The 24,302-nt window shown below is 66.6% G+C and carries 24 protein-coding genes; 9 read left to right on the top strand and 15 right to left on the bottom strand.

Features of this window, described 5'->3' with window-relative positions:
• The first annotated feature begins 113 nt into the window (after positions 1–113).
• Complete coding sequence (locus AADH62_RS05365) at positions 114–3,005, top strand: MMPL family transporter (protein ID WP_341578613.1); 2,892 nt, start codon at positions 114–116, stop codon at positions 3,003–3,005.
• Positions 3,002–4,942 carry a YhgE/Pip family protein gene (locus tag AADH62_RS05370; protein ID WP_341578614.1) on the top strand — a complete coding sequence of 647 codons (1,941 nt, stop codon included), beginning with the start codon at positions 3,002–3,004 and terminating at the stop codon, positions 4,940–4,942. The genes AADH62_RS05365 and AADH62_RS05370 overlap by 4 nt, the downstream gene beginning before the upstream one ends.
• A gap of 442 nt (positions 4,943–5,384) precedes the next feature.
• Here the strand turns inward: AADH62_RS05370 and ccsB are convergent, their stop codons facing one another.
• The 7 genes from ccsB to AADH62_RS05405 all read right to left on the bottom strand — a co-directional run bounded on the left by ccsB (position 5,385) and on the right by AADH62_RS05405 (position 11,482).
• Positions 5,385–6,449, bottom strand: coding sequence for a c-type cytochrome biogenesis protein CcsB (gene ccsB / locus AADH62_RS05375; protein WP_341578615.1), 1,065 nt, complete (start codon positions 6,447–6,449; stop codon positions 5,385–5,387).
• Between the two features lie 9 nt (positions 6,450–6,458).
• On the bottom strand, positions 6,459–8,192 hold the full coding sequence (resB, locus tag AADH62_RS05380) for a cytochrome c biogenesis protein ResB (protein ID WP_341578616.1): 1,734 nt from the start codon (positions 8,190–8,192) through the stop codon (positions 6,459–6,461).
• Entirely contained in the window at positions 8,173–8,928 is a 756-nt protein-coding gene (locus tag AADH62_RS05385; protein WP_341578617.1) for a cytochrome c biogenesis CcdA family protein, read from the bottom strand. The genes resB and AADH62_RS05385 overlap by 20 nt, the downstream gene beginning before the upstream one ends.
• Positions 8,925–9,545, bottom strand: a complete 621-nt coding sequence (locus AADH62_RS05390; protein ID WP_341578618.1) for a TlpA disulfide reductase family protein — start codon at positions 9,543–9,545, stop codon at positions 8,925–8,927. Before AADH62_RS05390 ends, AADH62_RS05385 begins: the two co-directional genes overlap by 4 nt.
• Before the next feature lies 1 nt (position 9,546).
• Positions 9,547–10,176: a histidine phosphatase family protein gene (locus AADH62_RS05395; protein ID WP_341578619.1), complete on the bottom strand. Its 630-nt coding sequence runs from the start codon at positions 10,174–10,176 to the stop codon at positions 9,547–9,549.
• A 52-nt stretch (positions 10,177–10,228) separates the two neighbouring features.
• Positions 10,229–10,837 (bottom strand): DedA family protein, encoded by a 609-nt coding sequence (locus tag AADH62_RS05400; RefSeq protein WP_341578749.1) that lies wholly within the window; start codon positions 10,835–10,837, stop codon positions 10,229–10,231.
• Between the two features lie 126 nt (positions 10,838–10,963).
• Positions 10,964–11,482 carry a DUF6264 family protein gene (locus AADH62_RS05405; protein WP_341578620.1) on the bottom strand — a complete coding sequence of 173 codons (519 nt, stop codon included), beginning with the start codon at positions 11,480–11,482 and terminating at the stop codon, positions 10,964–10,966.
• 57 nt (positions 11,483–11,539) lie between these two features.
• Here AADH62_RS05405 and aspS point away from each other — a divergent pair, with 57 nt between their 5' ends.
• Together aspS and AADH62_RS05415 are read left to right on the top strand one after the other, a co-directional pair.
• Positions 11,540–12,883, top strand: a complete 1,344-nt coding sequence (gene aspS / locus AADH62_RS05410) for an aspartate--tRNA(Asn) ligase (RefSeq protein WP_341578621.1) — start codon at positions 11,540–11,542, stop codon at positions 12,881–12,883.
• A gap of 31 nt (positions 12,884–12,914) precedes the next feature.
• Positions 12,915–13,733, top strand: coding sequence for a tyrosine-protein phosphatase (locus tag AADH62_RS05415; protein WP_341578622.1), 819 nt, complete (start codon positions 12,915–12,917; stop codon positions 13,731–13,733).
• Positions 13,734–13,750: 17 nt separating this feature from the next.
• Here the strand turns inward: AADH62_RS05415 and AADH62_RS05420 are convergent, their stop codons facing one another.
• Positions 13,751–14,053, bottom strand: a complete 303-nt coding sequence (locus tag AADH62_RS05420; protein ID WP_341578623.1) for a Dabb family protein — start codon at positions 14,051–14,053, stop codon at positions 13,751–13,753.
• Entirely contained in the window at positions 14,050–14,340 is a 291-nt protein-coding gene (locus tag AADH62_RS05425; protein ID WP_341578624.1) for a glutaredoxin family protein, read from the bottom strand. The genes AADH62_RS05420 and AADH62_RS05425 overlap by 4 nt, the downstream gene beginning before the upstream one ends.
• Positions 14,341–14,455: 115 nt before the next feature.
• Between AADH62_RS05425 and AADH62_RS05430 the strand changes: the two genes are divergently transcribed.
• Positions 14,456–15,751: a mechanosensitive ion channel family protein gene (locus AADH62_RS05430; RefSeq protein ID WP_341578625.1), complete on the top strand. Its 1,296-nt coding sequence runs from the start codon at positions 14,456–14,458 to the stop codon at positions 15,749–15,751.
• A gap of 164 nt (positions 15,752–15,915) precedes the next feature.
• Here AADH62_RS05430 and AADH62_RS05435 read toward each other — a convergent pair whose 3' ends face one another.
• The 3 genes from AADH62_RS05435 to AADH62_RS05445 form a co-directional block, all read right to left on the bottom strand.
• Positions 15,916–16,014, bottom strand: a complete 99-nt coding sequence (locus AADH62_RS05435) for a 30S ribosomal protein bS22 (RefSeq protein WP_003792170.1) — start codon at positions 16,012–16,014, stop codon at positions 15,916–15,918.
• A gap of 92 nt (positions 16,015–16,106) precedes the next feature.
• Positions 16,107–16,298, bottom strand: coding sequence for a helix-turn-helix domain-containing protein (locus AADH62_RS05440; protein WP_195692293.1), 192 nt, complete (start codon positions 16,296–16,298; stop codon positions 16,107–16,109).
• Positions 16,299–16,409: 111 nt separating this feature from the next.
• On the bottom strand, positions 16,410–16,817 hold the full coding sequence (locus AADH62_RS05445) for a metalloregulator ArsR/SmtB family transcription factor (RefSeq protein ID WP_341578626.1): 408 nt from the start codon (positions 16,815–16,817) through the stop codon (positions 16,410–16,412).
• Positions 16,818–16,921: 104 nt separating this feature from the next.
• Here AADH62_RS05445 and AADH62_RS05450 point away from each other — a divergent pair, with 104 nt between their 5' ends.
• Together AADH62_RS05450 and AADH62_RS05455 are read left to right on the top strand one after the other, a co-directional pair.
• The gene (locus tag AADH62_RS05450) at positions 16,922–18,358 is read left to right on the top strand and encodes a TrkH family potassium uptake protein (RefSeq protein ID WP_341578627.1); all 1,437 of its coding nucleotides are present in this window, start codon (positions 16,922–16,924) and stop codon (positions 18,356–18,358) included.
• Positions 18,351–19,022, top strand: coding sequence for a potassium channel family protein (locus AADH62_RS05455; protein ID WP_195692296.1), 672 nt, complete (start codon positions 18,351–18,353; stop codon positions 19,020–19,022). The genes AADH62_RS05450 and AADH62_RS05455 overlap by 8 nt, the downstream gene beginning before the upstream one ends.
• Positions 19,023–19,058: 36 nt before the next feature.
• Here the strand turns inward: AADH62_RS05455 and AADH62_RS05460 are convergent, their stop codons facing one another.
• The 3 genes from AADH62_RS05460 to proC form a co-directional block, all read right to left on the bottom strand.
• Positions 19,059–19,754 (bottom strand): potassium channel family protein, encoded by a 696-nt coding sequence (locus AADH62_RS05460; RefSeq protein WP_300591387.1) that lies wholly within the window; start codon positions 19,752–19,754, stop codon positions 19,059–19,061.
• Complete coding sequence (locus AADH62_RS05465; protein ID WP_341578628.1) at positions 19,747–21,114, bottom strand: TrkH family potassium uptake protein; 1,368 nt, start codon at positions 21,112–21,114, stop codon at positions 19,747–19,749. Before AADH62_RS05465 ends, AADH62_RS05460 begins: the two co-directional genes overlap by 8 nt.
• Positions 21,115–21,175: 61 nt before the next feature.
• The gene (gene proC / locus AADH62_RS05470) at positions 21,176–22,012 is read right to left on the bottom strand and encodes a pyrroline-5-carboxylate reductase (RefSeq protein ID WP_341578629.1); all 837 of its coding nucleotides are present in this window, start codon (positions 22,010–22,012) and stop codon (positions 21,176–21,178) included.
• Positions 22,013–22,162: 150 nt separating this feature from the next.
• Between proC and AADH62_RS05475 the strand changes: the two genes are divergently transcribed.
• Complete coding sequence (locus AADH62_RS05475) at positions 22,163–23,275, top strand: alpha/beta hydrolase (RefSeq protein ID WP_341578630.1); 1,113 nt, start codon at positions 22,163–22,165, stop codon at positions 23,273–23,275.
• Positions 23,276–23,316: 41 nt separating this feature from the next.
• Positions 23,317–24,300 carry a cation diffusion facilitator family transporter gene (locus tag AADH62_RS05480; protein ID WP_341578631.1) on the top strand — a complete coding sequence of 328 codons (984 nt, stop codon included), beginning with the start codon at positions 23,317–23,319 and terminating at the stop codon, positions 24,298–24,300.
• Positions 24,301–24,302 lie beyond the last annotated feature (2 nt).

The following is a 24,302-nucleotide window of genomic DNA, read 5'->3' on the forward strand; positions in this document are numbered from 1 at the left end:
GCGTTCACATCGAGCCTTCAGCTTGCGGGTCTCGTCAATCGTCTACGATACACTTGCGTATCGGATACACCGGTGTATCGAGACTCCCCTTGACGAATCCCGGAGGCAGACCCGTGTCCACCGCTCTCTATGCCCTCGGACGGTGGGCGTATCGTCACCCGTGGCGGGTGTTGGCGTCTTGGCTCCTGGTGCTGATTCTCGCGGGCGGGGGAGCTGTGCTCTTCCAACAGGGAACCGACAACACCTTCTCGATCCCTGGAACGGAGTCGCAGGAGGGACTCGAGGAGCTCCAGCGAACCTTCCCGGAGGTCTCGGGAACCAGCGCGCAGTTCATCGTCGTCGCCCCGGAAGGCATGACCGTCGAGGACGCCCCCTTCCCCGATGACATTGCGCAGACGATCGATGACATCGAGAACATCGACGGAGTTCTCGCCGTCAGCGATCCGTATGACGAGTCGATCTCGGGCCTCATCTCCGATGACGGATCGGCAGCGCTGGTGCGCTTCCAGTTCGAGGGACAAGCCTCGTCGGTCTCCGCAGAGACGAAGGATCAGCTCTTCGAGATCACCGACGCCCTGCAGGCTGAACTTCCGGCAGGCAGCACCGTGGCGCTCGGCGGCGACCTCTTCTCTCAGTCGCTGCCGACACTCTCGATCGTCGAGCTGTTCGGCGTGATCCTGGCCCTGGTCGTGCTGATCGTCACCTTCCGATCCTTCGTCGTCGCCGGGCTCCCCCTCATCACTGCACTGCTCGGTGTCGGACTGTCGATGGCGCTCATCTTCATTTCCACGGCCTTCGCCACGATCTCGTCGACAACGCCGATGCTCGCCCTCATGCTGGGGCTTGCGGTCGGGATCGACTATGCCCTGTTCATCATTTCCCGCCAGCAGGACGCCGTCCGCGAAGGGGTGGACCCGGAAGAGGCTGCAGCTCGCGCCACCGGAACCGCGGGCTCCGCAGTCGTCTTCGCCGGCGCAACGGTACTCATCGCCCTGATCGGCCTCTCGTTCGCGAACATCCCGTTCCTGACCACCATGGGAATCGCGGCATCCGTCGCCGTGGCGATAGCCGTTGCCATCGCCGTGACCCTCACCCCCGCCTTCCTGGGATTCGTCAAGGGACGGGTTGCCGGGTGGCCCCGCCGCGCGCCGCGCGCCTCACGGCGCCGACGCGGAACAGCAGCCCGCGAGGATGCCACTGCCACCGCCGAGGCAGCGTCAGCAGCGGATGCCGAAAGCGACCCCACCCTCACGCACGGCAAGAAGACCAACCCGTGGGTGAAGCTCGTGACCCGGCATCCGATCGTCACGACCGTCTCGGTGGTCGCGCTTCTCGGAGCGCTCGCGATACCGGCCGGCAGCCTCGCACTCGCCCTTCCCAACGCCGGGATGCTGCCCGAAGACAACGAGGCGCGGCAGAGTTACGACCTTGTCGCCGAGCACTTCGGCGCCGGCGCCAACGGGCCGCTCATCATGACCGGCACGATCGTCACCTCGACCGACCCGCTGACCCTCATGCAGGATCTCGGCGATGACATCGCCACGATCCCCGGCGTGAAGGAGGTCGCGCTCGCGACGCCGAACCGCACCGCCGACACCGGGATCGTGCAGATCGTGCCCGAGACCGCGCCCGATGACCCGGCCACGGCAGAACTCGTGCGCGAGCTGAGGGCACAGCACGATCGCCTTCTCGACGAGTACGGCGTTGATCTGAAGGTCACCGGCTTCACCGCGATCGCCATCGACATCTCCGACAGGCTCGGCGGCGCGCTCCTGCCCTTCGGCATCTTCGTCGTGGGTCTCTCGCTCGTGCTGCTCACGATCGTCTTCCGATCGATCTGGGTTCCCCTCAAAGCAGCCGCGGGGTACCTCCTCTCGGTTGCTGCCGCATTCGGGATCGTCGCCCTGGTCTTCGAATGGGGAGTCTTCGCCGACGCCCTGCACGTGTCCAAGACCGGCCCCGTGATCAGCTTCATGCCGATCATTCTCATGGGGGTCCTTTTCGGCCTCGCGATGGACTACGAGGTCTTCCTCGTGTCGCGGATGCGCGAGGACTACGTCCACCTGCGGCGCGCTCGCGGTGGGCGAGCCGACCGCGCGACGGCGATCAGCGCCGTCCGGTCAGGATTCACGGCATCCGCCCGCGTGGTCACAGCCGCCGCGATCATCATGTTCGCGGTGTTTGCAGCGTTCGTCCCCGAAGGCGACATCAACATCAAACCCATCGCGCTGGGCCTTGCCGCGGGTATCGCGATCGACGCGTTCCTCGTGCGCATGACCCTGGTTCCCGCGGTCATGGCGCTCCTGGGCGAAAAGGCGTGGTGGATGCCGCGATGGATGCATCGCGTGCTCCCCCACTTCGACATCGAAGGCGAAGCAGTGGAGCGGGAGCTCTCGCTCCGAGACTGGCCTGAGCCGAGGACGACGGCGGCTGTCGTTGCCGAGGACCTGGCCGTGCACGCCTTCGGTTCGCGCCACGGCAGCGACACCGACCTGTTCACCGGGGTCGGCATCCGCGTCGCGTACGGCGACACCGTCATCGTCACCGGCGACCCCCGCGCCGCCCGGGCATTCCTCATGACGATCGCAGGACGACTCGCCCCGACGGGCGGGCGGCTTCGAGTTGCCGGACATCTGCTCCCCGAGCGCGCCGCCTGGGTGCGCTCGCATGTGGGTGTCGCACTCCTCGCCGACACTGACGACCCCCTCACCGAACTCGCACACGCCCTGCGTGGATCGGCGCGGATCATCGTGATCGACGGCCTCGACCGCCTGGAGGGAGAAGCCGTCCGAAATCAGGCTGCGGCCCTCCTTCGCGATGCGGCGCTTGTTCGCCGCGAGCGCGCCGGCGACGCGGACTCTCCCCTCACGATCCTGGCTTCAGCCCAGCATGAGGGACCGGCCCTGGGTCTGATGGCTGATGCGCATCGGCCCGACGTGCGCTCGATCACCGTGTCGACACGATCCGATATGACAGTTTCCGCATCCGCGGAGGAGCACTCATGAGCATTCCCCTCGAACGCGCCCGCAGCCGGCGGCCGATCACCTGGTTGACGATTCTTGGCGTCATCCTGCTGCCTGTCCTTATCGGCGGCATCCTTGTTGTCGCGCTGTACAACCCGACCACGCGGCTCGATGCCATGAACGCAGCGATCGTGAACGAAGACGAGCCCGTCACGATCAACGGACAGACGGTGCCGCTCGGGCGCCAACTCACGGCGGGCCTGGTCGAAGGCTCGGACGACACCGACAGCAACCTCACGTGGACGATCTCCAACGCCGAGGATGCCGCGGCGGGCCTTGCCGACGGCACCTACGCCGCGGTCGTGACGATCCCCGAGAACTTCTCGGCCGCCGCGACCTCCACCCAGCCGGGTGAGACGCCGGAGAAGGCAACGATCGAGGTCACCACGCCCCCCGACAGTCGCATCGTGGATGACGCCATCACCGCTCAGATCACCTCGACGGCGGCATCCTTGACCGGTGAGCAAATCTCGACTGCCTACCTCGAGAACGTCTTCCTCGGTTTCACGACCCTCAGCGACCAGCTCGCCCAAGCCGCGGACGGCGCCGACCAGATTGCCGACGGGATCCAGCAGTCGGCCGACGGATCAGCCGAACTCGCGAGCGGCATCGACCAGCTCGCTTCTGGCGCGGGTGCGCTCAGTTCCGGCCTCGGCACCATCGCGAACTCGACGTCGCAAGCGGCTGGGGGCGCAGCGCAGCTGGCTGCCGCGCAGAACCAGATCGCCGACGGGCTGGACTCTGCTCCGCTTCCCGCGGCCGCGAACACGATGTATGGCTATATGCAGTCGGCTGCCACGGGCACGGTCACTGTCGCGCAGGGTGCGGGCGCACTCGCGCAAACACTGGGAACTCTCGCCGCAACCTGCGACGGGTCGCCCTCATACTGCCAGAGCATTGCCTCTGCGGCCGGCGCGGCCGCGACGGTCGCGCAGAACGCTGGAGCCGCGGCAACCGCGGCAGGCACCGCAGCCGGCTACGGCGGGCAGGTCGTTCCGGGCATCTCGACCCTGATCTCGCAGACGAGCGGCGGCCTTCGTCAGGTCGCCGCGCAGACGCAGAGTCTCTCCGACGGTCTGACACAGCTCGCCCAGGGAACAACGCAGTCGCAGTCCGGTGCGCAGAGCCTGCAGAGCGGCGCCTCCCAGGCCGCAACCGGCGCGACAAGCCTCACCGACGGCCTGACCCAACTCGCGAGCGGAACAACCGACCTCGCGAACGGACTGCACACCGCGGTCGATGAGCTTCCGTCGTACACGGATGCCGAGGCCGCAAGCCTCGCGGAGGTCGTAGCCGATCCGGTCCAGGCCGAGGGAATCGGATCCGATCTGTTCGGCGCCTCAGCGATTCCGCTGCTGACCGCCCTCGCGCTGTGGTTCGGCGGACTCGGTACCTTCATCGCGCTGCGAGCGTTCCCCGCACGCACTCTCGCTTCCCGATCGCCGTCGGCGCTTCTCGCTCTTCGCTCCTTGGCACCCGCAGCCGCGATCGGGGCCATCCAGGGTCTGCTCGTGGCAGGGATCGTGCAGATCTCCACCGGCTACGACTGGGGTGACTGGTCGATTTTCGCCGGTATCAGCATCCTGGCCGGCATCGCCTTCGCCGCAGTGAACCAGGCACTGGTTGCCGTCTTCGGCGGCGCGGGTCGGTGGATCGCGGCGCTTATCGGTGTGCTCGCGGTCGCGGCCGGAGTCGTGTCCACGGTGCCGGGCGTCCTCCTGGCGATCGATGGGCTGATGCCGACCTCACCCGCGTATAACGCGATGCTCGGCGCGCTCACCGATTCCGGTGGTGTGGGTGCCGGGATCGCGGGCCTTGCGATCTGGGGAGGCCTCGGCCTGGTGGCGACCATCCTCGCGATAGCCAGGAAGCGAACGACATCAGCCCGCGCCATCCTCGCCTCACCTGCCGCGGGCTAACCCGCGAGACCATCCCGTTCGGTCGCGCCCTCGCGAGGGTCCCATGGCCCCGCATCCACACCAAGCCGCTACTGAAGGAAGACAAGCAGCCGTTGCGGAGTCTGCGCCACCGGCGTCGGTCGCGCCGTGATGCGGGTCCCTCCCACCCAAACCCACACGAAGCCGCGTCCGAAGGATGGGGAGCCTCGCGTCACCGCTGAGATCAGTTCGGTCGCGCCGTGATGCGGGTCTTGCCCGCGAATACCCACACGACGGCGCGACCGAAATCCCTTGCCCGCCCCTGAGGGCCGCGGAAGATCAGCTCAGTCGCGCCTTGGTGTGGGTCTCACGTCTCGACACCCGGGTCAAGGCGCGACTGAAATGTCTGGCCCGCCCAGAACGAGCCAGCGCGGACTCAGCCACGGATGTCGCACCCACCCCCGGAGATCGGGAGAACTGAGCCTCAGCTCAGGCCGCTGTAGGCGTGAAGACCCTTGAAGAACATGTTCACGATCGTGAAGTTGAAGATCACGGCAGAGAACCCGACGATCGACAGCCACGCCGATCGCGAACCGCGCCAACCGCGCGTCGCGCGGGCGTGGATGTAGCCGGCGTAGAGGACCCAGATCACGAAGGTCCACACTTCCTTCGTGTCAAAGCCCCAGTAGCGACCCCACGCGTCGTTCGCCCAGATCGATCCGGCGATCAGCGTGAACGTCCAAAACACGAAGCCCATGATCGCGAAGCGGTAGGCCAGCGATTCGAGGGCCTCCGAGCCGGGAAGGGTCCGCAGGAACCCAGGGCCCGTGCGAACCGTCGCGCCGGTGCCGACCGCGGCGATCGCCCGCTGCTCGCGGCGCGCCTGCATCAGCTGTAGCACCGACAGGCCGAACGCGATAGCGAACAGCGCGGTAGCCAGCGAGGCGACGAACACGTGGATGACGAGCCAGACGCTCTTGAGCGGGTCGGCCAGCGGCACGACCTCGACATAGAACGTGAACGGCAGCGAGGCGCCGCCGAGCATGAGGACGACCATGCCTGTGATGAGCGATCCGAGGAAACGGAGGTCGTAGCGGAAGAGCACCCCGAGGTAGACGGCGACGATCAGCACCGTGCCCGTGAGGGCGAACTCGTACATGTTCGACCACGGCACGTGACCGGCGACGATGCCGCGCGTGATGACGCCCCCGAGGTGGAAGAGGAAGGCGAGCCACGTCAGGCTCGTGCCGATACGCGCCCACAGTAGACGCGTGCGGCGACCCGGCGCTGCGTTGAGGTTCTCTTCGGCAGCCCGACCCTCGGCGCGAAGCTCCTCGACAGCGGATGCAGGACCCGCCGCGCCATCGACGGATGCCGCTCCTGCACCGACCGACACGAGCTCCCGCTGAGCGGAGCGGTCGACCGCTACCGCCGAACGGCGTGAGAGGTCGACGACGTAGGCGATGAACGCGAGTGCGTAGATCGCGATGGCGGTCCACACCAGCAGAAACGAGACCGACTCGAGGGACAGCGCGGAATCGACGGGCATGGGGCCAGTTTACGTGGGCTTGCTGGCGCCGCGCCCCGCGAGGGAGGCACCGTGGTCGCCGGCGAAGCGCTCGACCGTGGCATCCAGCGTCGGATCCTCACCACGGGCGAGTCCCGCGTACTCGATCCTCACGTTGGGGCCTTGAACTGTCGCCTTCACCCACATGCGGCGGCGGGGCACGAACAGGGCAGCGAGCAGCCCCGCGACGGCGATCGAAGCGAACACGAGAACCCACGTCGCCCCGGCGTCTCGGTGGATCGACAGCGAGACGAACCGCTTGACCGGCTCGCCCGTGGGGGTCACGGCGGAATCGTCTTCGAAGGTGACGGTTCCGCGGCCGCCGGGGATCTCTGCGGTTTCGCCCGGCAGCAGCCGGATCGAGTCGACACCGGTGGTTCCGCCGGTGAGCTGTGTCATGTCCGTCGTGTCGAGGGCGTACACCGAGCGCGGGATGCCGCCGTCGATGCCGAGATCCCCCTCGAACACGTTGAGGGTCAACTCCGGGTAGACCAGTGCTGGCCATCCCGAGGTGAGGGCCCCGGTCTCGAGCTCCGCGACCGTCGGGTAGAAGAAGCCGACGAGCCCGAGCTGCTCAGGTAGTCCGTCGGGCACCTTGACGACGCCGAGCGAGGTGAGGTTCCGGTCCTGCGGCAGGAAGGGAACGGATGCCGAGTAGACGACCTCGCCGTCGGGAGCGCGAACCGTGATGGTCGGCGCGTATCCGTTGCCCATGAGGAAGATTCGATCGCCCGCGACATCGAGCGGATGGTTCACCCGCACCTCTCCGGCTGTCGGGTCCTCGCCTGCGCGTTGGGTGGTGAGTCGCGCGACGAAGTCTCCGGCCTGACCGGCGCCGCTTTCGTCGGGAGCGACGTAGCTGACGCTGAACTCGTCGAGCGTTATCGCATAGGGAACGAGGGAGTTCTCGTCGACGAAGCGGCCGGGGTTGAACGAGGAGTAATCAACGAGCGCGTTCGTGAACGTGTCACCCTGGATGATGACGGTCTGGCCGGTGTAGGTGAAGCCTCCGCCGACTCCGACCGCGATGAGAACGCCCACGAGCGCGCCGTGGAAGATGAGGTTCCCGGTCTCTTTCAGGTAGCCGCGCTCTGCCGAGACACTGAAGCTCGGGGCGCCCCGACGGTCGGTGTCGTACCGCTCGGTGCGGTAACCACCGCGGCGCAGCTGCTGCTCGGCGAGAGCCACAGCGTCGGCCGCATAGGCTGCGGGGTCGGCATCCGCCCCTTCGATCAACGTCTCGCGATACGTCGAGAGCCGCTCGAGACGTGCAGGAGTGCGCGGGGGCCGGGCCCGCAGCGCCTTCCAGTGGTGCTGCGTGCGCGGGATGACACATCCGATGAGCGAGATGAACAACAGGATGTAGATCGCCGAGAACCAGGCCGACGTGTACACGTCGAACAGTTGGAGCCCGTCAAGGATCGGCGCGAGGTCGGGATTGTCAGTGAAGTACTGCGTGACGCCGTTGGGATCGGCACTGCGCTGGGGTACGAGCGACCCCGGGATCGCCGCGATCGCGAGCAGCAGAAGCAGGAGCAGGGCGGTGCGCATGCTGGTGAGCTGGCGCCATCCCCACCGCGCCCATCCGACGACGCCGAGCGCGGGCGAGTTGACCGTGTCGTCGGGGGATGAGCCACCGGCATCCATGCTGTCGGCCGCAGCATCGGCGTGATCGGCGGGGCGAAGCGGATCGACGGTCACGTCATCAGAGCGGGAGGGGGACATTGATGAGCACCCCCTGGAGCGAGATCATGAGCGTCGTCCAGACGCCGGTGAGCATGAGGATGCCGAGCAGCACGAGCAGGATGCCGCCGGCGATGTTGATCGCGCGGATGTGGCGTCGCAGGAACGTGACGGCCGTGGTTGCCCAGCCGAGGCCGAGTGCGAGCAGCACGAAGGGGATGCCGAGTCCGAGCGAGTACGTGAGGCCGAGGAGGGCTGCGCGCCCGGGGTCGCCGAAATTCCAGGACAGCGCGGTGATCGCGGCCAGGGTCGGGCCGATGCACGGAGCCCAGCCGAGGCCGAGCGCGAGACCCAGCAGGGGGGCGCCGATGAGGCCGACGTTACCGCGCACCTGCGGTTTGATCGTGCGCTGCGCGAAGCCGAACAGCCCGATGAAGACGAGGCCGAGCAGGATGATGACACCACCAAGGATGCGGGTGATGAGGTCGCCATACCGGAGGAAGAACTGGCCGAGCGCACCACCGAGGATCGTGATCGCCATGAACACGACGGTGAATCCGGCGATGAACAGCGAAACCCCGCCGAGGAGACGCGCCCGGCTCGGGACCGGGACCCCGTTCGCATCGCGGGCCGAGGTCACCGCCCCACCGATGAACCCGAGGTAGCCGGGGACGAGGGGAAGGACGCAGGGCGAGAGAAAGGATAGGACGCCCGCCGCCAACGCGATCGGGACGGCAACCCAGAGGGCTCCCCCTCCGATCAGGTCGGTGACGTTCATCCGTTCTCCGCGAGCGTTTCCTTCACGAGAGTCGTGAGGATGGACGAGCTCGAGAGCGCGCCGATGACCCGAGCAGCGACGCGGCCTTCGGGGTCGATGACAAGCGTGACGGGGGTCGCGTTCAAGGGGGTCGCGTCCGCGAACGCGAGCTTGAGTTCGCGGTCGCCGACCGAGATGAGGCTCGGATAGCTGACGCCGTTGTCTTCGGCGAACGATCGCGCCGTCGGCGCCTCGTCGGCAGTGTTCAGACCGAGGAACGCGACATCGGCCCCGCCGACCTCCTCGTAGGCGGCCTCGAGTTCGGGCGCCTCGACGATGCACGGCGCGCATGCGGCGTACCAGAAGTTCACCACGAGCACCTGACCGCGGTAGTCATCGCTCGTCACCGTCTCGCCGGTATCGGTGACGCCCGAGAAGTTCAGCGGCGCGGAGCGTTGGTCGATGGGAATCGCGACGGCTTCCATTCCGTTCTGCGCGATGAAGCCCTTGTTGTCACCCGCCCGGTACTGGTCAGCGAGCGGATCGGCGGTGCACCCGGCGAGCACTCCGCCCACCGCGAGGACGCCAACCAGCGCGAGAGCGACGGATGCCGACCTGCGGCCACGGCGAATCGTCACGTCACACCGCCCCGACGTCGATGGCGCCCGATGTCGCTGCGGGCTCGACATAGTCGACCTCGACCCACCCGTCGGCTGACCGCTCGAAACTCGTCACGCTCGACAGCGCGCACCGGCGGTGCCGCGGATCGTGCTGCGTCGGAAGCCCGGCAACTGCAAGGTGGGTCACCCAGATAGGGAGCTGATGGGAGACCACGACCACGTCGCCGTCGTCTGCCTCACCCCAGGCATCCGTCATAGCGGCGTCCATCCGGGCGACGACCTGGGCGTACGGCTCGCCCCAGCTAGGCACCGCGGGACGAGCGAGGTAGCGCCAGTTCAGGGGGTTCATGAGGGCACGCTTCATGCGCTTTCCCTCGAAGACGTTGGTCGGCTCGATGACGCGTTCGTCCGTCGTCGCGCGCAGGCCGAACCGGTCGATGAAGGGCTGCGCTGATTCCTGGGCCCGCTGAAGCGGTGAGACGATGAGGGCTGACAGCGGGCGCTCAAGCCCACCGATCCAGGCAGCAGCCTGCTCGGCCATCTGGCGTCCGTCCTCGCTCAGCGCGTACCCGGGGAGTCGTCCGTACAGGACCCGATTCGGGTTGAAGACCTCCCCGTGACGCACGAGATGGACACGGTCAGCGGGCACTCCCCCAGTCTACGTGGGGGTTCTCTTTGCGAGGGCTGAGAGCCCTCGCCGCTCAGTCGGTTGACGGCTCCGGATCGCCGGCACGCCTGTCGGCAAGGAGCGTGCGGACCCGTACGACCAGGAACCAGGCGATTCCCACGACCACCGCGGCGATCACGACGTATTGCAGGATGTCGGCGTACCGCTCGATCACGGGCCAGGCCTCGCCAAGCAGGAACCCGGCAAGAACGAAGATCGTGTTCCACAGGGCGCTACCGGCGAAGGTCAACAGGCCGAACTTCCACAGCGGCATCCGTGTCACCCCTGCGGGGATCGAGATCAGGCTGCGGAAGATCGGCACCATGCGGCCGAAGAAGACTGCCTTGCCGCCGTGACGATGGAACCACGCGACGGTGCGGTCGATGTCATCGGGACGCAGCAGCGGAACCTTCGCCGCAATGGTGCGCAGCCGGTCGACACCGAGCCACGCGCCGATGCCGTAGAGCAGGAAGGCGCCCACGACCGAACCGAGGGTCGTCCAGATCAGCGCTTCCGCGAGCGAGAATGAGCCGCGGCTTGCCGAGAGGCCGGCCATCGGCAGGATGACCTCGCTCGGAAGCGGCGGGAAGATGTTCTCGAGCGCGATCGCGAGACCCGCACCCGCCGGCCCGATGATCTCCATGAGCGAGACCGACCAGTCGACGAGGTGCGTCAGCCAAGAGCCGTCTGCTGTCGCGGTATGCACCCCGCCACGGTACGGCCGCCAGGTTACAGCCGGCTGGACACCGCCTGTGTGTGGCAGATCAGGTCAGGTTCCCGCCCAGACCAGCACGGCTCCGATCAGCCACAGCGCGACCATCAGAACGAAGGCGGTGATCGGGATCCAGAACGAGATCCGACGCAGCACGATCAGGACGATCGAGCCGGCGAGGGCGACGAGGAAGACGACCCACGGCGAGAGCACGGCGACCCAGATGCCGATCGTCATGACGCTGAAGTTGCACCCGGTGGGCGAGCACGAGTCCGACGCAAAGGTCAGAAAGGCTCCGAAAACGGATGCCGTCACCGCGGCTGCAGCCAACAGAAGAAGCAGCACGATCGAGACGATGAGATCGGCCCACCGCAGGGGTCGGCGGGGCTTGCGGGGGCGGGGGGCGACCGTCGCCGCAGATTCGGCGGAATCGCCCGCGGCGGCCTCGGCTGCGGCATCCGTCGCGCTGGGCACATCGGCGTGCTCGGCCCGCTCGGCGCGCTTGGCCTGCGCCGGCTCCTGCACGCGAAACGTGCTCGGATCCATGCGGAAGACGGGCTCTTTCGGGTCGCTCACGGGCCCATCCTAGGGCGCAGGGGGTTTGCAGCGCACCGGCCCGTAGACTGGGCGCTCGTGAGTGAACGCGTCCTGGTCAACCAGCTCAAGCAACTGCCCGCGGGCACCGTCTCCGTTTCCGGATGGGTCGAGACGGTGCGCGATCAGAAGAAGGTGCAGTTCGTCATCCTGCGCGATGAGACCGGCGCCGTTCAGTTGGTGAACCCCGCTACTCGGGAATTGCCGGAGGACGCCGACGATGCGGCTGCCGCGGCGCTCGCTCTCACCGAGACGATCTCAGCCCTCTCGACCGGCACCTTCCTCACCGTCACCGGGGAACTCAAGCACGACGAACGCGTCAAGCTCGGAGGTGTCGAGATCAAGATCCACACTCTCGAGATCGCCGCGGCATCCGACCCCGAGACACCCATCGCCGCCGACAGCGGACTCGACAAGCGCATGGACTGGCGCTTCATCGATCTGCGTCAGGCCCGCAACAACCTGATCTTCCGCGTACAGACCACCCTCGAACACGCGATGCGCAGCTACTGGATCGAGCGCGACTACATCGAGATCCACTCCCCCAAGCTCATGTCGAGCCCCGCCGAGTCGCGGGCTGAGCTGTTCCAGCTCGAATACTTCGGCGACCAGACCGCCTACCTTGCCCAGAGCCCCCAGCACTTCAAGCAGATGGCGCAGGCCGCGGGCTTTGGCAAGGTGTTCGAGATCGCTGACGCCTTCCGCGCCGACCCGAGCTTCACGAGCCGCCACGCCACCGAGTTCACCTCGATCGACGCCGAGATCAGCTGGATCGACTCGCACGAAGACGTCGCACGGATGCAGGAAGAGCTGCTGCAGACCGCGATCGCTGCCGTCAAGGAAAAGCACGGCGCCGAGATCGAGGAGCTCTTTGGACTCGAGGTCACGGTGCCGACGCTGCCCTTCCCGCGCATTCCGCTTGCCGAGGCCCGGTCGATCGTCGCATCCCGCGGCTACGAGATCCCCCGCGCCGACGGCGACCTCGACCCCGAGGGCGAGCGCCAGCTGTCGGCGTACGTGAAAGAGACGTACGACCACGACTTCGTGTTCGTCACCGACTACCACCCGGAAATCCGGCCGTTCTACCACATGCGCGACCCCGAAACCGGCATGACCAAGAGCTACGACCTGCTCTACCGCGGCACCGAGATCACCACGGGCGCGCAGCGTGAGCACCGCGTCGAGGTCCTCGAGGCGCAGGCCACCGAGAAGGGCCTGGATGTCGCGGGGCTCGAGCACTACCTCGACTTCTTCCGCTACGGCGTCCCGCCGCACGGTGGCTTCGGGATGGGCCTGGCGCGCCTGCTCATGCTGCTGCTGGGCGAATCGTCCATCCGCGAGGTGACCTTCCTCTTCCGTGGACCCACGCGCCTCGCGCCCTGAGCCGGGTGCCGGTCACGCCTACGCTGGGAGGATGACCGCAGCTCCGGCATCCGATCTCTCACCCGTGCGCCCGGAGGGGACACACAACTTTCGTGACATCGGCGGCCTGCCGGTGGGGTCGGGTGGTCGAACGCGGGCCGGGGTGTTGTACCGGTCGGACGCCCTCAGCGGTCTGACCCCCCGGGGTCTGGAGCAACTCGCCGCGAGCGACATCGAGGTTGTCATCGACTTCCGCACCGACATGGAACGGCAGATGGGTCCCGACATCCTTCCTGCGACGAGACCCCCACGCGTCGTTCAGCTCGGCGTGCTTGAGGGAGCGATGGCCGGGCTGGCTCAGGAGGTGCTGCGCTCCGCATCGCAGCAGAGTGATCCCGAGGCCGTATCCCGCGCGATCGAGGCAGCCCTGGCCCATATCCCCTCACTGCCCGATCTGTATGTCTCGATGCTGCAGCACGGCGCGAGCGCCTTCGCCGAGACGGCGCGCACGGTAGCCGAATCCGACGGCGCCGTGCTCGTACACTGCACGGCCGGCAAGGATCGCACAGGCGTCGCGATCGCGCTCATCCTTGACGCCGTCGGCGTGGAACGAGCCGCGATCGTCGATGACTACGCCTCCTCGGAGCGAAACCTCGCTGGCCCCTGGACCGAGCGCATGTTCGGCATGCTGCAAGCTATGGGACTCCCCCGCACACCCGCACTGGATGATCTTGTCGCCGCGACGCCGCCCGCAGCGATCGTCGCCGCCCTGGAGTGGGTGGATGCGAACGACGACGGCGCTGCCGGCTACCTGCACTCGGGTGGACTGACGGATGCCGAACTCGACGCCCTGCGGCGGCGCCTCGCCTGAGGCCGGGCGCGCCGCGACTAGATGACGAAGTCGACGGCGTGACGGGATGCCACGACGCTGCGGATGTAGGCGGCGACGTCTTCGTGGGCTGGATGCACCTGGTAGGCCTCGAGGGCATCAAGGTCGTCGACGTCCATGATGAGCACGACGTCGGCGTTGACATCCGGGTACTCGCTGTTGGCGCCGGCCGACAACGCCCGGATCTCGGGAATGACCCCGACCAGGGCGTTCAGCCGCCGCGCGACCTCGGCAGCGTGCTCGGCGCGCGTGGCAGCGTCGCCCGCCGCCATCGTCCACATCACGACATGACGCAGCGTCATCGCGACACCTCCTGGGCTCGGGGCGCGGCATCCGCTTTCTGCAACGCCGAACTCAACCGCGCGGCGTCGAGGCGCCAATGCGCGTGAAAGTCACCGTCGATGAGCACGACCGGGATCTTCTCCCACCACAGCTCCGACAGTGCCGGGTCATCATCGATGGAAAGCTCCGTGACGGTCACCGCATCGGCCTGCTCGTCGGGGAGATGTGCGAGAACGTGGTCGATCACGCCCCGCGCGACATCGCACAGGTGGCATCCGTCCCGGCCGATGAGAGTCACTGTCGTCACGGTGCCATCGTACGGGGACGGCGATCCTCCGAGCCTCCTGTGTTCCTGGCGCACGGTTTGCGGGTGCCCCCGGTGCGCCCCGTAGCGTGGACGAAGGCCCCGGAGGGAGAAACGGATGCTCAACCTGCGCCAGCACGACTGGCAGAGCGCGACAGAGGTCGTCGATGCAACGACAGCGACCCTCGGACCCTGGCTGACATTTGCGATCGCCGTGGTCGTCGCCGTCGTATCGGCACTCGTGCTGACCGTGATCGTCTCGGGGATCGTGAAGTTCGGACTCCGGCGACGGGCGTGGGGTCAGAGCTTCGCGCGCTACGCGCGTCGGCCGTTTCGCACGATCATCCTGATCATTGCCCTGTGGATCGCGATTGACCGCTCCTTCCCGCTGGGGCTAGCGGGCGGCGACGCTGCCGAGAATGCAGCGTGGGATGCCGCCATCGACCGTGCTGCGGCGATTGCCTCAATCGCGGCGGCAGCGTGGCTGCTGATCGAGCTCGTGCGCTTTGCCACCGAGATGGCACTCGGTCACTATCGGATCGACGTGCCCGACAATCGCATCGCTCGACGCATCCGTACCCAGGTGCTGATTCTCCGCCGCGTCGCCGTGGTCATCATCGTCATCCTCGCCATCGGTGCGGCTCTGCTCACCTTCCCATCGATTCAGGCTTTCGGCGCCAGCGTTCTGGCATCGGCCGGTATCGCCTCGATCGTCGCGGGACTTGCTGCACAGTCCGTGCTCGCCAACATGTTCGCCGGTATCCAGCTGGTCTTCAGCGAAGCCCTGCGTGTGGATGATGTCGTCGTCGCGGACGGCCAGTGGGGTCGCGTCGGCGAGATCACCCTCAGCTATGTCGTCCTCGACCTCTGGGATGACCGCCGCCTGGTGTTGCCGTGCACGTACTTCACCACGACGCCGTTCGAGAACTGGACGCGCAAGGGGAGCGAACTGCTGGGAGCCGTGGAGCTCGACGTGGATTGGCGCATCTCCACCGCGCGCATGCGCGAGCACCTGCAGCGTGTGGTCGACGAGACCGAGTTGTGGGACGGACGCACGGCAGTGCTCCAGGTGACCGAAGCCACCGGCGGAATGGTGCGGGTACGCATCCTGGTCACCGCCGCGAACGCGGGGACACTGTTCGACCTACGGTGTCTGGTGCGCGAAGAGATGGTCGCCTGGGTGCGGCGCACTAATCCCGAGGCCCTGCCCGTGCAACGGATCATGGTCACCCAGCCCTCCGAAGCCACCGAGGCGGAGAGCACGAACACCGGCGCCGCGGAGGGGCTGTTCTCGGGGAGCGCGCAGGGAGAAGCCCGCGCCGCTCAATACACCAACGCGATTCCCGTCCAGAGTGATGCCTCAGATGACGCGGATGGCGACACGGAGGACGCCCGGCGCGAATCACCGAGGTAGGAGAAATCAGCAAGGTAGTACGGATTCCGCCCAGACCCGCCTACCTCGGCGAGATTGCCTACCTCCGAGCGGCGGCCGCGCGCCAGACAGGATGCCGTCAGCGCCGTGTGCACAAACACGAAGCGCCCGTCCCTCGGACAGGCGCTTGGTGTGGTGGCCGCAACTTACTTCTTGTTGCGGCGCTGGTGGCGAGTCTTGCGAAGCAGCTTGCGGTGCTTCTTCTTCGCCATGCGCTTGCGGCGCTTCTTGATGACAGAACCCACGGAAAACCTCACAATGTCGGGGTCTGGGCGTCGAACGCGGCGTGCGTTCTCGCCCGGGAACGGGCATGAATGGAAAAATGCCTCGGATCAGTCTAGCCGACGTCGGCGATGGGCCGCTGAAGGGCTGCTGTCACCGCAGACTCCGGCACGCGATAGCTTCGTCCGAAGCGCACCGCCGGCAGCTCGCCGCTGTGCACCAGACGGTAGACGGTCATCTTCGACACCCGCATCAGGTCAGCGACCTCCGCGACCGTCAGGAAGCGCACATCCGGCAGCTCTGCCACGGCCTCCCCTTTCCACGCCTAGCGCGCCGGAATGACGCGCCGGCGGTAGCGAACACTCTAGAGCCTGCGCGAGACGCGTGTAAACCGGTGTGACTCGTGTGACGTGAGTGGTTACCGGCCGGGGAGCTTCCGCCAGGCGTTGGTGACGGCGTACTTGGCGGATGCCGCTGCCCGACCCACCGCCTCGGCTGCGTGCACCGCCGAGTCAGACAGTGCCACGGGCAGCTCGAACTCAAGGTCGTCTTCGGTCGTGAGGAACGGCACGAGCCAATCGTCGACCTCGTCGAGGGGTTCTGGCGACAGGCTGTAGTAGCGATGCTGCCCTTCCTCCCGAACTGACACGAGGTGGGCATCGCGCAGCACCTTCAGGTGTTTGGAGACCGTGGGTTGGCTGACACCGAGCTCAGTCACGATCTGGGACACACTCGTACCCGAGTTGGACGCGGACTCGCGGTCGAGCAAGAGCCGCAGGATGTCGCGCCGGGTGCCGTCTGCGATCACGTCGAAGATGTCCGCCATGTGTTCAGGGTAGTCGCGTGCGCGCCCGGCAGTAGCATGAGTGAGCGATCCGGCCGACAGGGCTACCGTATGAGCCACCGAGCGAGACACCAGGGAGGGTGGGGATGTCCGAAGGCGTGCGTGCAACGCCGCATCCCCTGCGGAGCCTCGGGCACCGCCTCTTCGAGCTGTTCCGCACCGTCGCTCAGAACTCACCGTCGCGGTTCGCGATCTTCGTGTTCGTCGGTCTGATCCTGATCTTCACGGGACTCTTCTCCCTGCCGATAGCCTCGGCGAACGGTCAGGTGACGGCGTTTGCTGACGCGTTGTTCACGGCGGTCTCGACGATCTGTGTGACGGGCTTGGCAACCGTGAACATGGCCACCCACTGGTCACCGTTCGGGCACGTCCTGATCTTCATCGGCGTGCAGATCGGCGCGATGGGCGTCCTCACGCTCGCCTCCATCCTCGGCCTTGTGATCTCGCGGCGACTGGGCCTGCGGGCAAAGCTCATCGCCGCGAGCGACACCAATCCCCTGCGCAGCCACGGGGGGCCGGTCAATGAGAGCCAAACCGTGCGGCTGGGCGATATCGGCGCGCTGCTGCGGGTGGTGGCCGTCTCGACCCTCGTGATCGAGTTCGTCGTCGCCGTCCTGCTCTATCCCGGGATGCTGGCCTCGGGCATCGAATGGAACGTCGCCCTCTGGGAGGCACCGTTCTACGCCGCGATGGCGTTCACGAACACCGGCTTCACGCCCAACGTCGAAGGGGTCGGGGCGTTCGCCGACAACTACTGGGTCCTCCTCGTCCTGATGGGCGGCGTCTTCCTCGGGTCGATCGGGTTTCCCGTCATCTTCGCGCTGCGGCGGGAGCTCTGGCACATCCGTCGGTGGCCCCTCCACACCAAGCTCACCCTGATCACGACGACCACCCTGTTCGTGGTGGGCGGACTCGTCTTCCTGGGGTTGGAGTTCAACAACCCGGCGACTCTCGGCAGTCTGGATGCCGCCGACACGACGATGCAGTCGTTCTTCCTCTCGGCGATGACCCGATCGGGCGGGTTCGCGGTGCTCAATATGTCGGAGCTGAACGGATCGAGCCAGATCGTCGCGATGATGCTCATGTTCGTCGGCGGCGGATCGGCCTCCACGGCGGGCGGCATCAAAGTGACCACGCTGGCCGTCATCGCCCTCGCTGTCTGGTCCGAGGCGAAGGGCCGCAACTCCACGCAGGTGTTCCGCCGCCGCATCCCGAGCGATGTCCTGCGCGTGGCGCTGTCGGTGCTCGCCTGGGGATCGACGATCGTGGCCGTGTCGACCGTCATCATCCTGCAGATCACGAAGGCGGATGTCGCCTCGGTGCTGTTCGATGTCATCTCGGGGTTTGCGACGGTGGGTCTGTCGACCGGGTTGACCGAGACCCTGCCGGACTCGGCGAAATACGTTCTCGCCGTGACGATCGTCATGGGACGCGTTGGTACAGTGACACTCGCCGCGGCCGTGGCCGCGACATCCCGTTCGCAGCTGTATTCGCTGCCCGTGGAAAGGCCCATCGTTGGTTGAGCGCATCCGAAGCGACTCCCCCGTCCTCGTCATCGGACTCGGACGATTCGGCGCCGCCTGCGCCGGTGAACTCGACCGCCTCGAGCGCGAAGTCCTCGCGATCGATGAGAGCCTCGAGCTCGTCCAGAAGTGGTCGGAGCGTGTCACGCACACGGTGCAGGCAGACGCCCGCAACATCGATGCCCTCAAGCAGATCGGTGCCCAGGAGTTCCAGGTAGCCGTCGTTGCCGTCGGGTCCTCGATCGAGGCGTCAGTGCTCATCACCGCCAACCTCGTGGACCTGAAGGTGCCGCAGATCTGGGCGAAGGCGGTGTCGCAGTCGCACGGGAAGATCCTCGCCCGCGTCGGCGCGAACCACGTCATCTATCCTGAGCGCGAAGCCGGCGAGCGCGTCGCACACCTCGTGAGCGGGCGGATGCTGGACTTCATCCGTTTCGACGACGATTTCGTGCTCGCCAAGATGTACCCGCCGAAGTTCATCCGCGGCGTGGGACTCAACGAATCGGGCGTTCGCTCGAAGTACAACGTCACTGTCGTGGGCGTCAAGAGCCCGGGGAAGCCCTTCCGCTACGCGGAGGCGAACACGGTGGTGACCAACCACGACCTCATCATCGTGTCAGGCACCAACAGCGACATCGAGCGCTTCGCCGCCCTCGACCGCTAGACCTGCGCATCCGCGTCCGCTCCCACACAGGCGAGGTCAGCGAAGCTGGGCGAAGGCCTCGACCCGATCCGTGGGGCCGACGATCAGGATGCTGTCGCCGTGAGCGAGGACGGTCTCGTTGTCGGCGTTCATCCACGTCTCTTCGGCGTGCTTGAAGGCGGTCACCGTGACGCCGTGCTTGCGACGAAGCGTGGTTTGACCCAGGGGCGTCCCGACGATCAGGTCGGGAGTCGTGATCTTGGCAAGCGAGTATCCCGGCTCGATCTCGAGATAGTCCTTGGCCGCGCCTCGAACGAGGTGAGCGACTCGGCGACCCATGTCCTTCTCGGGGTAGATCACGCGATGCACGCCGAGTTGCTCGAGGATTCGGCCGTGCTGGTCATCGACGGCCTTGGCCCAGATCACCGGCACTTTCAATTGGATGAGCAGGGATGCCGTGAGGATCGAGGCCTTGAGGTCTTGGCCGATCGCAATGACGACACGGTCGAACTCATCGACGGCGAGCTGACGCAGCACCTCTTCTTTCGTGGCATCGGCGCGCACGACCTGCGTGAGTTCACCGTTGTGTGACTGGACGAGGTCTTCGTCGGTGTCAATGCCCAGGACCTCCGTGCCCGCCGCCATCAGCTCCAGAGCTAAGGCGCTGCCGAAGCGCCCGAGCCCGATCACGGCAACGGAATCTGCCTCGGCGATGCGCCGGGAGGAGTCGGCGAAGAGGGCGAACCTAACCAATGGCGGGCCTTTCCTTGGGAAGTTCATACAGGATGCGGCGCTCGCGCAGTGCGAGAGCCGATCCGAGGGTGAGCGGACCGAGGCGGCCGAGGAACATCAGAACAACGAGGACGATATCGCCGCCCGCTGGCAGATCAGCAGTGATGCCGGTACTCAAGCCGACGGTAGCGAACGCGGAGATCACCTCGAAGAGAATCTCGTCGAGACCGCGCCCGGTCATGATCATGAGCGTGATGGTGGCGACCATCACGGCGCCGAGCGCGACGAGAACGACGGTGATCGCCTGCCGGTGCACCGCGCGAGACAGTCGCTTGCCGAAGACGTTGACCGCTGCCTCACCACGCAGCTCCGTCCACATGATGAAGAACAGCACCGCGAAGGTCGTGACCTTGATTCCACCCGCCGTGCCGGCGGGTCCTCCCCCGATGAACATCAGAACGTCCATGCCGAGCCAGGTCTCGTCGTGCATCTGACCGATATCGACGGAGTTGAAACCGGCGGTGCGTGTTTGAACCGAGTGGAAGAAACCCATCAGCACCCGATCGGCGGGCGGGTAGCTGCCGAATGTGCCCTCGTTGGACCATTCGAGAACAGTGATGTACACCGTTCCGGCGACCAGCAGAACGGCAGTGCCCCACAGCATGATGCGGGTGTTCATGCTCCAGTGCAGCGGCTTGCGAAACTCCTTGCGCAGTTGGAGCAAGACGGGGAATCCGATGCCGCCGAGGATGACCGCACCACAGATGGGCAGCACGATGAAGGGGTCGGCGGCGAAGGGAATGAGGTTGTCGCTGTAGAGCGCGAATCCCGCGTTGTTGAACGACGACACCGAGTGGAACAGTGCGTGCCACGCTGCCTCGCCGGCGCCGTAGCCGTAGTGGAAGAAGAACCGCGGAAAGAGGAAGACGAAGACGACAGCCTCGATCGCCAGCGACATCAGCACGATGCCACGGACGAGACCCTTCACATCGCGGGTAGACAGTGCCCCCGCCTCGGTTGCGGCAGTCATGCGGGCCCGCACGCTGAACCGTCGGGCGATCAGCAGACCGACGAGCGACGCGAAGATCATGATTCCGAGGCCACCCAGCTGGATCAGCAGCATGATGACGACGAGCCCGAACCCACTCCAGTGCGTCGCTGTGTCCAGAACCGTGAGGCCCGTGACACACACGGCCGATGTCGCCGTGAACAGCGCGTCCACGACGCTGGTGCTGCGGTCGTCCGCCGCTGAGATCGGGAGAAGAAGCAGCACGGTACCCGCGAGAACAGCGCCGGCGAAGCCGAACACGATCACCTGGGCAGGATGGGGTCGCCACCAGCCTCGTCGCGTCGACGACGTCAACGCCGCGCGGGAAGTCACGAACGAGAAGCATACGCCGGTGCCCCGTGGCGTGTCGCGACCCCTCGTGCGGGACGTCCGCTCAGGCGCCGGCGGCGAGTTCGCGCGAGCGGGCGAGCGCGGCATCCGTCGCACGTCCGAAGAGGGCGCCCAGATCGGCATCCTGAAGCACCGCGATCGCCCGCTCGGTGGTGCCCTTCGGGCTGGTTACCTGCCGACGCAACTCTCTCGGGTCCTCCCCGGATGCCTCCAGCAGCGCGCCCGCGCCGATGAAGGTCTGCTCGACGAGCAGCCGCGCCTGCTCGGGTGAGAAGCCTTTGCCCTCGGCTGCCCGGGCCAGCTCTTCGATGAGGAGGTAGACGTAGGCAGGTCCCGACCCCGAGATCGTACCCAGGGCATCGATCTGCTCCTCGTCGACCTCGACGACGACCCCGACGGTTTCGAACAGGCCTCGCACTCTCGCGCGGTCAGCCTCGCTCGTGCGTGAACCTGCCGCAAGTCCCGTGACGGCGCGGCTGACCAGGGCAGGTGTGTTCGGCATAGACCGCAGCACGGCGACGCTCTCGGGAAGCAACGCCTCGTATGTCGCCGTCGTCACGCCAGCGGCCAAGCTCACCACAATTGCCCCCGGACGCAGCGACGGGGCGATCTCGCACAGCAGCTCGGGGACCATCGCAGGTTTGACGCCGACGAGAATCACGTCGGCTTCGGCAGCCGAGATCCGGTTGCGCTCCGGGTACTCCTCGAGGGCGTAGCTGCGGATACCCGGGAGGCCCGCGAGGAGGGCGGCTTTCTGCCCCGAGCGGTTGGTCGCGATGACATCGGCTGTGCCGGATGCGGCGACCCCGCGCGCGATCGCACCCCCCATCGAACCTGCTCCGAGGACGGCCACGACGAAGGACGGTGCAGAGGATGCCATGGCGTCATCCTAGGCGCGGACGTTCTGCCAATTTTCACGCTCGGCGTCTCCCTTCTCACGGCGCGGGCGGGCTATCGTCGGAGGAGTCGGCGCAACGCACGCGTCCCCGGCCTGGGTCACTCCAGAACACTCGAGAACCAAGGATCCGCTATGACCCTTTTCGACGGTATTGTCTCCCGCACGATCGAGACTTCTCGGCTCACCGTGAACATCCTGGAACGCACCGAGGATGACCCGACGACACCCGCCGACCGCACTGTCGTGTTCGTGCACGGGAACGTTTCGTCTGCGCTGTTCTGGCAGGAGATCATGCAAGATCTGCCGTCCGATCTTCGCGTCATCGCGATCGATCTGCGCGGCTTCGGGGGAACCGAGAACCTGCCGGTGGACGCAACCCGGGGAGTGCGCGACTTCAGTGACGACGTGTTCGCGACGATGGAATCTCTCGGCATCCCCACCGCACACTTCGTGGGCTGGTCGATGGGCGGCGGCGTCGTCATGCAGTACGCGATCGATCACCCAGTCCTCAGCCTGACGCTGCAGGCCCCGGTCTCGCCGTACGGCTTCGGCGGCACGCGCCGCGACGGCAGCCGCCTGACCGACGACGATGCCGGCACCGGCGGCGGGGGCGGCAACCCCGACTTCGTCGAGCGGCTGAACGCCGGCGACACGAGCGACGAGGCACAGACCTCGCCCCGCAGCGTCTTCCGCTCCGGCTACGTGGCTCCCGGCTACAGCAGCGAGAACGAAGACATCTGGGTGGCCTCGATGCTCACGACATCCACGGCACCCGGCAACTACCCCGGCAACGGCGTGCCGAGCGAGAACTGGCCCGGATTTGCTGCCGGGACCGTGGGCGTTCTCAACACGATGGCGCCGAAGTACTTCAACACCTCGTCAATCGTCGAGATCGAACCCAAGCCGCCGATCCTCTGGGTGCACGGCACGGCTGACGCGATCGTGTCTGACGCGTCGTTCTATGACCTCAACCACCTCGGCGCTCTCGGCATCATCCCCGGGTGGCCCGGAGAGGATGTCGCACCCGCCCAGCAGATGGTCTCGCAGACCCGCGACGTGCTCGAGGCTTACGCTGCGGCAGGCGGTCACGTCGAAGAGTTGAGCCTGGAGGGTGTTGGCCACTCACCGCACCTCGAGAGCCCGGTGGAGTTCCGCCACGCGCTGCTGCAAGTCATCGGCTACATCGGGCATCCGCCGACCTCGCTCCCCGCGACCGAGACGATCATCCTGCGCTCGGCTGACTGAGCGGCACGAGCCCGACACACGACGGGCCTAGACTCCCGCTCATGAGTGCATCGGGCGGTAATCGCGCCATCATTGCGGCGTTCCTCGCAAACATGGGGATCGCGCTGTCGAAGTTCGTCGCGTGGTTCGTCTCCGGATCCGCGTCGATGCTCGCCGAGGCCATCCACTCCCTCGCCGATTCCGGGAATCAGCTGCTGCTCCTGCTGGGCGGGCGCCAGTCACGGCGTGCGGCCGACGCGGAGCATCCGTTCGGGTACGGCCGCGAGCGCTATGTGTATGCGTTCGTCGTCTCGATCATCCTGTTCTCGGTCGGTGGGCTCTTCTCGATCTACGAGGGCATCGACAAGCTCACACATCCGCACGAACTCGAGAACGTGTGGGTACCCATCATCGTCCTCCTCATCGCCATCGGGCTCGAGTCGTTCTCACTGCGCACGGCTATTCACGAGAGCAACCTCGTGCGTCCGAAGAACCAGTCCTGGGTAGCGTTCGTCCGCCACGCGAAAGCGCCAGAGCTGCCGGTCGTGCTGCTCGAGGATGTCGCGGCCCTGACCGGCCTCGTCTTCGCCCTCTTCGGCGTCGGGATGTCGTGGCTGACGGGCGACCCGGTCTACGACGCGATCGGCACCCTCCTCATCGGCACGCTGCTGATCCTGGTTGCCGTCACGCTCGGCATCGAGACCAAGAGCCTGCTCGTGGGCGAGGGTGCAACCCGCGCGGATCGAGACCGCATCGTGGCCGCGATCGAGAGCGGCGACGAGATCGAGCGCGTCATCCATCTGAAGACGCTGTATCTCGGACCCGACGAACTGATGGTCGCCGGCAAGCTCGGCTTCACCTCGGACAAGACCCTGGGCGAGGTAGCCGCCGACATCGACGCCATCGAGGCACGGATCCGCGAGGTCGTTCCGATCGCCCGGGTGATCTATCTCGAGCCCGACGTTTACCACGCCCCGACGGAACCGGTCACGGATGCCGGGGCGGCCGGGAACTCGGCATCCGAGGGCACCGACGCCCGGAGCTAGAG

The sequence above is a fragment of the Microbacterium schleiferi genome (genome assembly GCF_038150145.1).
Classification (GTDB): Bacteria; Actinomycetota; Actinomycetes; order Actinomycetales; family Microbacteriaceae; genus Microbacterium; species Microbacterium schleiferi_B.

Coding starts and splice junctions, on each gene's coding strand:
- AADH62_RS05475 (WP_341578630.1), top strand. CDS start 22,163: ATGACCCTTTTCGACGGTATTGTCTCCCGCACGATCGAGACTTCTCGG.
- AADH62_RS05400 (WP_341578749.1), bottom strand. CDS start 10,837: ATGGAGATCATCGGGCCGGCGGGTGCGGGTCTCGCGATCGCGCTCGAG.
- AADH62_RS05430 (WP_341578625.1), top strand. CDS start 14,456: ATGCTCAACCTGCGCCAGCACGACTGGCAGAGCGCGACAGAGGTCGTC.
- AADH62_RS05450 (WP_341578627.1), top strand. CDS start 16,922: ATGTCCGAAGGCGTGCGTGCAACGCCGCATCCCCTGCGGAGCCTCGGG.
- AADH62_RS05480 (WP_341578631.1), top strand. CDS start 23,317: ATGAGTGCATCGGGCGGTAATCGCGCCATCATTGCGGCGTTCCTCGCA.
- AADH62_RS05420 (WP_341578623.1), bottom strand. CDS start 14,053: ATGACGCTGCGTCATGTCGTGATGTGGACGATGGCGGCGGGCGACGCT.
- AADH62_RS05445 (WP_341578626.1), bottom strand. CDS start 16,817: ATGGCGGACATCTTCGACGTGATCGCAGACGGCACCCGGCGCGACATC.
- resB (WP_341578616.1), bottom strand. CDS start 8,192: ATGTCCCCCTCCCGCTCTGATGACGTGACCGTCGATCCGCTTCGCCCC.
- ccsB (WP_341578615.1), bottom strand. CDS start 6,449: ATGCCCGTCGATTCCGCGCTGTCCCTCGAGTCGGTCTCGTTTCTGCTG.
- AADH62_RS05415 (WP_341578622.1), top strand. CDS start 12,915: ATGACCGCAGCTCCGGCATCCGATCTCTCACCCGTGCGCCCGGAGGGG.
- AADH62_RS05385 (WP_341578617.1), bottom strand. CDS start 8,928: ATGAACGTCACCGACCTGATCGGAGGGGGAGCCCTCTGGGTTGCCGTC.
- AADH62_RS05370 (WP_341578614.1), top strand. CDS start 3,002: ATGAGCATTCCCCTCGAACGCGCCCGCAGCCGGCGGCCGATCACCTGG.
- proC (WP_341578629.1), bottom strand. CDS start 22,012: ATGGCATCCTCTGCACCGTCCTTCGTCGTGGCCGTCCTCGGAGCAGGT.